Genomic DNA, 8,955 nt, shown 5'->3' with positions numbered 1-8,955 from the left:
CAGGCGCGCTGGCTGCGCCGCGCCGGCCAGGACGACGCGGCCCTGGCGCTGTGGACCGCCGCCGGCGCCGCTGCGGAACGCGCGGCGCCCGCGGAGCGCCAATCCGCGTTCTGGGACGAGCGCAACATCATGGCCCGCCGCCGCCTGCGCCAGGGCGACGCGAAGGGCGCCTACGCCCTGGCCGCCGGCCACGCCCAGACCGGCGGCGAGCAGGTGGTGGACGCCGAGTTCCTCGCCGGCTTCATCGCCCTGCGCAAGCTGGGCGACCCCGCGACCGCCACCCGGCATTTCAGTGCCCTGGCCGAGCTCTCCAAGGCCGCGATCACCCAGGGCCGCGCGCATTACTGGCTTGGCCGCACCGCCGAGGCGCGCGGCGACGCCGCCGGGGCGCGCGCCGAATATGCCGCCGCAGCCGCCTGGCCGAACACGTTCTACGGCCAGCTCGCCGCGCTCAAGCTCGGCGACAGCCCCGCCGCCCTGGCCGCCCGCATCACCGCCTTGCGCGACCCACCGTGGGACGCCGCCCGTGCGCTCGACTTCGCCGGCCGCGAGCTGGCCCGCGCCGCCGCCTATCTGACGAGCTGGAGCGAGCCCCGCCGCGCCCAGCCGTTCCTGCTGCGGCTCGACGACATCGCGCCCGACCCTGCCGACCGGGCACTGACCGCCCGGCTCGCCACCGGCTTCGGCCTGCCGGAAACCGCGGTCGCCATCGCCCGCCGTGCCGGCCGCGACGGCCTGGTTCTGCCGGAAACCGGCTGGCCGTTGGCCGCCGACCCGCCCAAGACCGCCGGCACCGAGCCTGCCCTCGTCCTCGGCATCATCCGCCAGGAGAGCAGCTTCGACAGTGCCACGGTCAGCCCGGCCGGCGCGCGCGGCCTGATGCAGCTGATGCCGGCCACCGCCAGCAGCGTGGCAAAGAAGCTCGGCGCCACCCCCTCGGTGCCGGCGCTGACCTTCGACCCCGGCTACAACATGCGCCTCGGCACCGCCTATCTGCGCGACCTGCTGGACCAGTTCGGCAACGCCGTGCCGCTGGCCGTCGCCGGCTACAATGCCGGGCCCAACCGGGTGCAGGAATGGCTCGCCACCAACGGCGACCCGCGCGGCGGGGTTGGCCAGGTCGACATCATCGACTGGATCGAGCAGATCCCGTTCGGCGAGACCCGCAATTACGTGCAGCGCGTCATCGAGAACGAGGTCGTCTACCGCGCCAGGCGGCACGAGCCGCTGGCGCATCCGTTGGCGCAATGGCTGCGCTGACCCGCCTTGTCCATGCCTGGGATGGCCTGAAGCTGCACGTCCAGGAATGGGGCGGCCAGCACCGGAACGCCGCAGTGCCGCTGCTGTGCCTGCCCGGGCTGGTGCGTACCGCCGACGATTTCGCCGCTGTCGCCGAACGCCATGCCGGCCGCCGCCGCATCGTGTCGTTGGACTACCCCGGCCGCGGCCGGTCCGGCCGCGCGCGCGCCATCGCCCGCTACCGGCCCGAAGCCTGCCTGCGCGACGTGATCGATGTGTGCGCGGCGCTGCACCTGCACCGCGTGATCGCGGTCGGCACCAGCTTCGGCGGGTTGCTGACCATGGGCCTGGCCGCCACTCGCCCGGCCATGCTGGCCGGCGCCGTCCTCAACGACATCGGCCCCGAGCTGGGAGCCGCCGGCGGCGCCTTCCTGCGCCGCTTCATCGCCGCCGATCCCGCGCTGCCGGACCGCAACGCCGCCGCCGCGCATTTGCGCCAACTGCTGCCCCATCTGTCCCTGCGCACCGATGCGCAATGGCTGCGCTTCGCCGAGCTGACTTACACCCCCGGCACCGATGGGCGCTGGCATCCGCGCTGGGACACCCGCATCGCCACCCTGCTGAAACCGCCGATCCGCGACCTGTGGCCGCTGTTCGGCGCGCTGCCCCGCATCCCCCTCCTGCTGGTGCGCGGCACGCTCAGCAACATCCTGCTGGAGGGCACGGTCGCGCAGATGCAGGCGAGGCGGCCCGACATGCTCGTTGCGGAGATCGAGGGCGTTGGCCACGCGCCCACCCTGGCCGAACCGCAGGCCGAGCACGCCATCGACGCCCTGCTGGAAGAGGCCGCATGACCTTCGCCCGCATGATCGCCAGCGGCTTCGGCACCGGCTACGCCCCGAAAGCGTCCGGCACCGTTGGCTCGTTTGCCGCCCTGCTGCTGGGTGCGGCGCTGATGCTTGCTTCACCGCTGGCGCTGCCGGCGGCGGCGCTGCTGGCCAGCCTTGGCGGGCTCTGGGCGATCCGCGCCGCCGGTGTGCGCGACGACCCTTCCTGGGTCGTCATCGACGAGTTCGCCGGCCAATGGATCGCGCTGCTGCCGCTCGCTCACCCCTCGCCGCTCGGCCTGCTGGCGGCCTTCCTGCTGTTCCGCCTGCTCGACATCGCGAAGCCCGGCCCGATCGGCTGGGCCGATCGCCAGCACGGCCCTGTCGGCGTCATGCTCGACGACATCATCGCCGGCGCCATCGCTGCCGGCATCCTGTGGGCGGCGTGCAGCCGCTGGCCCGGATTGCTTGACTAAGGAGTTTATCGACGAACCGGCCCGCCTGCGGCCATGATCCACCCCATGCGCGACCCCGATCCGCTGCCCGCCGATGCCCGCCGCCAGATCGGCCAGGACCTGCGCCGGCGCCTGCCGCGCGGCGCGCATGCCGCCTGGGCCCCGCCGTCCGGCCGCCGCGCGCCCGTCGCCACGCTGATCGACGCCGACCGCACCCGCATTGCCGAGCTTCTGCCCGTCCGCTACAGCCGGATGAGCACCAACGCCTTCGCCTTCCTGCGTGGCGCGGCCGCGGTGATGGCGGCCGACCTCGCCTCCCTGCCGCACACCGGCCTGCGCGCGCAGAGCTGCGGCGACTGCCATGTCATGAATTTCGGCGCCTACGCCTCGCCGGAAGGCACCCCGGTCTTCGACATCAACGATTTCGACGAGACCCTGCCCGCCCCGTTCGAATGGGACCTCAAGCGCCTCGCCGCCAGCCTGGCCGTCGCGGGGCGGGCCAATGGCCTGCCCGACAAGGCGGCGCGCGCCCTGGCCCGCCGCTCCGCCCACGCCTATCGCCAGCACATGCACGAACTCGCGGCCGCCGCCCCAGTCGACGCCTGGCGCTCGCGCATCGCCCTGGACGCGGCGATCGACGGCATCGGCGACCGTGCCGTCCGCCGGCGCGAACGCCAGCGCCTGCAGCAAGCGGTGGACGTCACCCGCGACCCCTACCGGCACCTTGTCGGCGCCGCTGACCGCCTGCACCTGCCGCAACGCCCGCCTGCGATCTATCGCCTCGGCCGGCACGAGCACACCGCGCACACCGCCTTCGCCGCCTATGTCGACACCCTGGCGGAGGAACGGCGCGTGCTGGTGCAGCGCTACCGGCTGCGCGACGTCGCCTTCAAGGCGGTGGGCGTCGGCAGCGTCGGCACGTTCTGCGCCATCGGCCTGTTCGCCGACGCCGACGGCCACAGGTTGCTGCTGCAGTTGAAGCAGGCGGGCCCCTCGGTGCTCGCGCCCTATGCAGGCGACAGCGCCTATGCCAACCAGGGCCAGCGCGTGGCGGTGGGCCAGCGGATGATGCAGGCTGCCACCGACGTGTTCCTCAGCTGGGCCGAGGATCCCGTGACATCACGCGATTTCTATGTCCGCCAGCTGAAGGACGCACGGCTGGCCGCGATCGGCACGCGCATCGAGGCCGACGCCCTGCCCTTCTACGCGCGGCTCTGCGGCCGCACCCTGGCGCGCGCGCATGCGCGCAGCGGCGATGCCCCGGCGATCGCCGGCTATCTCGGCAACGGCGACGCCTTCGACGCGGCGCTGGCCGCCTTCGCCATTGCCTACGCCGACCAGACCGAGCAGGACTTCCGGGACTTCCAGGCCGCGATCCAGTCGGGTCGGATCGAGGCGCGCGAGGAGACGACGAGCCGATGATCGACGACGCCATCCTGGCCCAGGCCGAGGCGCTGCTGCAGCGCTGCCGCGAAGCCGGACTCACCGTCGCCACCGCCGAGAGCTGCACCGGCGGCCTGATCGCCGCGTCGTTGACCGCCATCGCCGGCAGCTCGGACGTGGTCGAGCGCGGCTTCATCACCTATTCCAACCAAGCCAAGACCGACCTCGTGGGCGTGCCCGCCGCCCTGATCGCCGCCGTCGGCGCGGTCAGCGAGGATGTGGCCCGCGGCATGGCTGAAGGCACGATCGCGCGCACGCCGGCGGACCTCGCCGTATCCGTCACCGGCGTCGCCGGCCCGGGTGGCGGCAGCGCCGAGAAGCCGGTCGGCCTGGTCTGGTTCGGCTGCGCTCGCCGCGGCCACCCCACCCGGACGCTGCGGCGGATCTTCCCGGGCGATCGGACCGCCATCCGCCGCGCCGCCGTGGCGCAGGCGCTGGATTTGCTGGAATGCGCGATCTGACCGAAGCGGGCATCGCGACGGCACGCCCGCGTTCGATCGGCGATCGCCTCATCCTGATCGTGCTGTCGGCGCTGATGGTCGCCTATTACGGGATCATCCTGACCGACGGCCATTTCAACGTCCTGCATCCCACGAGCTATGGCCTGACGTTCAACAGCATGCTCGAGCACCTGCTGCGCGGGCAGTTCGACGTCGATCCCGCCGCCGTCGCCAACGAGGGCTTCCGGCGCGACGGCCGTGTCTACTCCTACTGGGGCATTCTCTGCGCACTGGTGCGCCTGCCGCTGCTGGCCTGGCCGGAGGGCCTGCGCACCGATGTCACCGGCCTGTCCTGCCTCGTCGCCGTCAGCCTCGCCGGCTATCTCAAGCTGCGCACCTTGCTGTTCGTCTACCGCCAAAGCCCGCCCTCGCCCGACCGCGCTCTCCTGGTCGCGGCTTTTGGCATCTGGCTGCTGCTGGCCGGCGCGCAGACCGGATATCTGCGCACGTCGATCTACCAGGAGGTCCTGTTCTGGTCCGCCGCGATCACCGCCGGCTTCGTCTACTGCGCGGTCCGCGGCGTGCTGCTGGGCGCGTTCACCACGCGCCGCCTCGCCTGCATGGCGGCCCTCGCCGGCCTCGCGCTGCTCACGCGCGTCTCCACCGGCATGGGCCTTTACGTGGCGCTCGGCCTGCTGCTGGCCGTGCTGGCCATCGCCGACGCCACCCGCGCCGGCCAGCCGCGCGCCCCCGCCGCACGGCTGGCCGCGACGCTATCGTCGCGCCGCATCCTGGCGCCGCTCGGCATCCTGCTGGCCGGCTGCGCGGCCGCGGCAGCGGTGAATGCCCAGCGTTGGGGCAATCCGCTGACCTTCGCCGATTTCAATCTCTACCTGATGAACCGCTTCTACCCCGACCGGCTGATACGGAGCGCCGAATACGGCCTGTTCAACGTCGCCCGCATCCCCTTCGGCCTGGTCTATTACTTCTTCCCGGTCTGGGTGGTCCGCCGCGGCGACGGGCTGCTGCTGTTCGAGGAGCACCGCACCCGGCTGCTCGACGCCAGCGAGCTGCCGCCCAGCAGCTTCCTGCTCACCGACCTGCTGCCGCTCATCCTGCTCGTCGCCCTCTGCAACCTGCTGCCCCGCGCCAACCGCGCCCGCACGATCAGCACCCGCCAGACGCTCGCGATTCTCGCGGGCCTCGCCATTCCCACGTTGCTCATGCTGACGGCGATCAGCATGAACTACCGCTACCGGATGGAATTCTACCCGCTGCTGGAGTTCGGCGGCTTCATCGCACTCTATCTGCTGGCCACAAAAGCGGCCGCGCACCCGCTGTCGAGACGGCTGCGGGCGGTATTGCTCGCCGCCACGGCCATCAGCCTCGCCAGCACGTATTTCGTGCTCGCGCTCTACAAGCTGTCACCGTACGGCCCGGGGCAGATGTATCTGCAGAACGGGGTGGTCCAACTCTACGGCGACGCGCTGCGGGAGAAATTATTCCATTGATGCAATCGTCTCTGTCCGAGGACCACCCTGGAAGGCGACACCGGCAATTGACGGCGCTTCCTTCCGGCTTGCGCTCACGGCCGGTCCCAGCCGCTTCAACCAAAGTGGCGAAGAAGCCAGATCGAGGCAATGCCGCTCGCCATCGTCAAAGGAAGGTTCCTGCTCAAGACGGCAACGGCAGCCGCAACGATACCTGCGCCCCACTCTTCCGGGCCGCCTGACAGGATTGAAACCGAAACAAGAGAGACAATCAGGCATCCCGGCAACGCGTTCAACGCGCGTGCCCATGCACCGTTCCTCGGTATCCGCTGCCCGAGCAGGACTCCGGAAAGCCGGATGGCATACGTACCGACCGTAAGAGCCGCGATCACGAGCCAGGATTCAGCCACGGCGCGTCGCACCTGCCATTCCGGCCCCGGCGACGCCGCCAAGTATCAGCGCCCATGACGGCTCGATGCCGAACAACCGGATTGACGCGGCGACGACCAGGGCCGCTGCAAGCCAAGGCAGGAGATCGCTCCGGCCTTTCCAGAGCGATCTCGCAATGGCGATGAAGGCTGCCGTGAATGCAAAGTCCATCCCAAGGGCTTTGGGGTCCGGGATCGCGCTCGCGAAGACGACGCCCATGACCGTGGCGAGGCACCAGGTCAGCCAAAGGCACACGCCTCCACCAACAAGATACCAGTAGCCGACATTCCTCCCCTTGGCGCGCTCCACCAGCATCAGTGCCCAGTTCTCGTCTGTGGTGACATGAGCGCCCAGCGCGACCTGCCAGAACGGACGGCCCGCATAGACATCCCGGATCGAAGCGGTCACCAGCAAGAGCCTGAGATTGAGGGCAACTGCGGCGACGACCGCCGCAACTGCTCCGGCTCCTGCGACAATGCGTTGGACCGCAACGATCTGCGAGCCTCCGGCAAAGACGATTCCCCCCATCACTCCAACCTGGAGAGCATCGAAGCTCGCTTGAACAGCAAGGAGTCCAAAAGCCAGACCGTAGATCGCCACGCCAACGGCGAGCGGGGATATCTCACGCGCGCCGGTCCAGAAGTCGCGTGGCGAATCAGATTGCGTGGTCATGGGCCGCCTCGACCTTAGATGCAACATCAGGCTTCACCGCGCATCCCCGCACGCAAGCGCGCACGGCGCGCCAGCAGCGCCACGGATTCCAACGACGCCGTTGAGGATGATGACGTGCCGTCGTGGCACAAAAGGTTCCTCTCCCGTGCCCATTGGGGTCAGCTACTATGGCCGAAAGGCGGCTTCCTCGCCAAGGACCGCCTCGGGGCTGGCGCGGTCATCCAACCGGCGTCATATCAGCGGCCATGAAGAATGACCGCTGGTATGAGTCGTTATCTTGCGCGCCGCCGCCCACCAAGCCCGCGACAGGCACGCGCTTGCGTGCCGCAAGCGGATCGGCGCGCGATACCAACGGCCCTTGACGATGGAAGGGTCATCGTCAAGGGCCGTTGGTATCAATGCGCCTCCACGCTTCCGCCCATCTTCGGCCGCACCAGCAGGAACGTCAGCGGCACCGCCAGGAAGAAGCACAGCGCCATCAGCAGCAGCACGTCGTTATAGGCCAGCGTCAGCGCCTCGCGGTTCACCATCATCGCCATGCGCTTCAACGCCGCCAGATGCGCCTCGGCGCCCTTGGCAGCCGACATCATGCTGGTCATGCCGTGCAGCGCCTTCTCCGCCCCCGGCCGCGCCCAGGTCACCTGCTCCTGCAGATGCAGCGTGTGTATTGCCGTGCGCGTGGTCGAGATGGTGCCGATCAGCGCCAGCCCGACCGCGCCGCCCAGGTTGCGCATCAGGTTGTACAGCCCCGACGCATTCTTCAGCGCCGACGGCGGCAGCGTGCCCAACGACAGCTGGTTCACCGGCAGGAACAGGAACATCATCGAGGCGCCGCGCAGCGCCTGCGGCAGCAGCAGCTCCCAGAACGAGGACTGGCTGGTCAGATGCGCCAGCCACCACACGGACATCCCGAACACCACCAGGCCGAAGGCAAGCATCCAGCGCAGATCGAGGTATTTCGAAACCCGCCCGGCCACCGGCGCGAAGAAGAACATGGCGAGCCCGGTCACGAACATGGTCTTGCCGATCTCATAGCTGTCGAAGCCGCGCACCCGCGCCAGGAACAGCGGCACCACATACACCGCCCCGTACAGCCCGATGCCGATCACCACGCTGAACAGGCAGCCGAAGGCGAAGTTCACGTTGCGAAAGGCGCGCAACTCCACCAGCGGATCGCGCTCGCTCAGCATGCGCCAGAAGAACGCCACCCCCGCCACCGTGGCCACCGCGGCGAGCGTGCAGATCGTCTCGTCCTGGAACCAATCGTTGCGGTTGCCTTCCTCCAGCACGTATTCCAGCGATCCCAGGAACGTCGCCATCAACGCCAGCCCGAACCAGTCGAACCGGCGGAACATCGACAGGTCCGGCCGGTCGATGTCGATGAAGCGCCACACGCTGGCCGCCACCGCCAGCCCCACGGGCACGTTGATCAGGAACAGCCAGTGCCAGGACAGCGCCTGCGTCAGCCAGCCGCCCAGCGTCGGGCCGATGGTCGGCGCCAGCGTCGCGGTCAGCCCGATCAGCACTGAAACCTGCGCCCGCGCGGCGCCGGGAAACAGCAGGAAGCTGGTGGCGAACACGGTCGGAATCATGGCGCCGCCGATGAACCCCTGCAGCGCCCGGAAGGCGATCATCGCCCCGAGATTGGTCGCCATGGCGCACAGCGCCGAGAACAGCGTGAACCCCAGCGCGCTCGCGGTGAACAGCACCCGCGTGGACAGCATGCGCGACAGCCAGCCGGACAGCGGGATCATCACGATCTCGGCGATCAGGTAGCTGGTCTGCACCCAGGCCGCCTCGTCCGGGCTCGCCGCCAGCCCCGCCTGGATTTCGGTGATCGAGGCGCTGACGATCTGGATGTCCAGGATCGCCATGAACATGCCCACCACCATGGACATGAACCCGGCCCATTGCCGCCAGCTCAGCTTCGGCATGCCGGGCTGCGCGCCCGCCTGCATGG

The 8,955-nt window shown here is 69.8% G+C and carries 9 protein-coding genes; 6 read left to right on the top strand and 3 right to left on the bottom strand.

Annotated elements, in window-relative coordinates:
* The 6 genes from OL599_RS12870 to OL599_RS12845 form a co-directional block, all read left to right on the top strand.
* On the top strand, positions 1–1,260 hold a 1,260-nt coding region (locus OL599_RS12870; RefSeq protein WP_264714177.1), incomplete at its 5' end, for a lytic transglycosylase domain-containing protein.
* Positions 1,248–2,093, top strand: coding sequence for an alpha/beta fold hydrolase (locus OL599_RS12865; RefSeq protein ID WP_264714176.1), 846 nt, complete (start codon positions 1,248–1,250; stop codon positions 2,091–2,093). The genes OL599_RS12870 and OL599_RS12865, both read left to right, overlap by 13 nt.
* A complete protein-coding gene (locus OL599_RS12860; protein ID WP_264714175.1) occupies positions 2,090–2,542 on the top strand; it encodes a phosphatidylglycerophosphatase A family protein in 453 nt (150 codons plus the stop codon). Before OL599_RS12865 ends, OL599_RS12860 begins: the two co-directional genes overlap by 4 nt.
* A 45-nt stretch (positions 2,543–2,587) precedes the next feature.
* Positions 2,588–3,943 carry a DUF2252 domain-containing protein gene (locus OL599_RS12855; protein WP_264714174.1) on the top strand — a complete coding sequence of 452 codons (1,356 nt, stop codon included), beginning with the start codon at positions 2,588–2,590 and terminating at the stop codon, positions 3,941–3,943.
* Positions 3,940–4,425: a CinA family protein gene (locus tag OL599_RS12850; protein WP_264714173.1), complete on the top strand. Its 486-nt coding sequence runs from the start codon at positions 3,940–3,942 to the stop codon at positions 4,423–4,425. Before OL599_RS12855 ends, OL599_RS12850 begins: the two co-directional genes overlap by 4 nt.
* Positions 4,413–5,915 (top strand): hypothetical protein, encoded by a 1,503-nt coding sequence (locus OL599_RS12845; protein ID WP_264714172.1) that lies wholly within the window; start codon positions 4,413–4,415, stop codon positions 5,913–5,915. The genes OL599_RS12850 and OL599_RS12845 overlap by 13 nt, the downstream gene beginning before the upstream one ends.
* A gap of 95 nt (positions 5,916–6,010) precedes the next feature.
* Here OL599_RS12845 and OL599_RS12840 read toward each other — a convergent pair whose 3' ends face one another.
* The 3 genes from OL599_RS12840 to OL599_RS12830 form a co-directional block, all read right to left on the bottom strand.
* Positions 6,011–6,304 carry an AzlD family protein gene (locus OL599_RS12840; protein WP_264714171.1) on the bottom strand — a complete coding sequence of 98 codons (294 nt, stop codon included), beginning with the start codon at positions 6,302–6,304 and terminating at the stop codon, positions 6,011–6,013.
* Positions 6,297–6,995 carry an AzlC family ABC transporter permease gene (locus OL599_RS12835; RefSeq protein WP_264714170.1) on the bottom strand — a complete coding sequence of 233 codons (699 nt, stop codon included), beginning with the start codon at positions 6,993–6,995 and terminating at the stop codon, positions 6,297–6,299. The genes OL599_RS12840 and OL599_RS12835 overlap by 8 nt, the downstream gene beginning before the upstream one ends.
* 395 nt (positions 6,996–7,390) lie before the next feature.
* Positions 7,391–8,953, bottom strand: a complete 1,563-nt coding sequence (locus OL599_RS12830; RefSeq protein WP_264714169.1) for a DHA2 family efflux MFS transporter permease subunit — start codon at positions 8,951–8,953, stop codon at positions 7,391–7,393.
* Positions 8,954–8,955: the final 2 nt, after the last annotated feature.

The organism is Limobrevibacterium gyesilva (genome assembly GCF_025989185.1).
Lineage (GTDB): Bacteria > Pseudomonadota > Alphaproteobacteria > Acetobacterales > Acetobacteraceae > Limobrevibacterium > Limobrevibacterium gyesilva.
The sequence above is the reverse complement of the archived record's forward strand: the minus strand, read 5'-3'. Positions and strand labels throughout refer to the sequence as shown.

Bases quoted from the DNA above. Each gene is read 5' to 3' on its own strand.
- OL599_RS12865 (WP_264714176.1), top strand. From the start codon at position 1,248: ATGGCTGCGCTGACCCGCCTTGTCCATGCCTGGGATGGCCTGAAGCTG.
- OL599_RS12860 (WP_264714175.1), top strand. From the start codon at position 2,090: ATGACCTTCGCCCGCATGATCGCCAGCGGCTTCGGCACCGGCTACGCC.
- OL599_RS12855 (WP_264714174.1), top strand. From the start codon at position 2,588: ATGCGCGACCCCGATCCGCTGCCCGCCGATGCCCGCCGCCAGATCGGC.
- OL599_RS12850 (WP_264714173.1), top strand. From the start codon at position 3,940: ATGATCGACGACGCCATCCTGGCCCAGGCCGAGGCGCTGCTGCAGCGC.
- OL599_RS12845 (WP_264714172.1), top strand. From the start codon at position 4,413: ATGCGCGATCTGACCGAAGCGGGCATCGCGACGGCACGCCCGCGTTCG.
- OL599_RS12835 (WP_264714170.1), bottom strand. From the start codon at position 6,995: ATGACCACGCAATCTGATTCGCCACGCGACTTCTGGACCGGCGCGCGT.
- OL599_RS12830 (WP_264714169.1), bottom strand. From the start codon at position 8,953: ATGCAGGCGGGCGCGCAGCCCGGCATGCCGAAGCTGAGCTGGCGGCAA.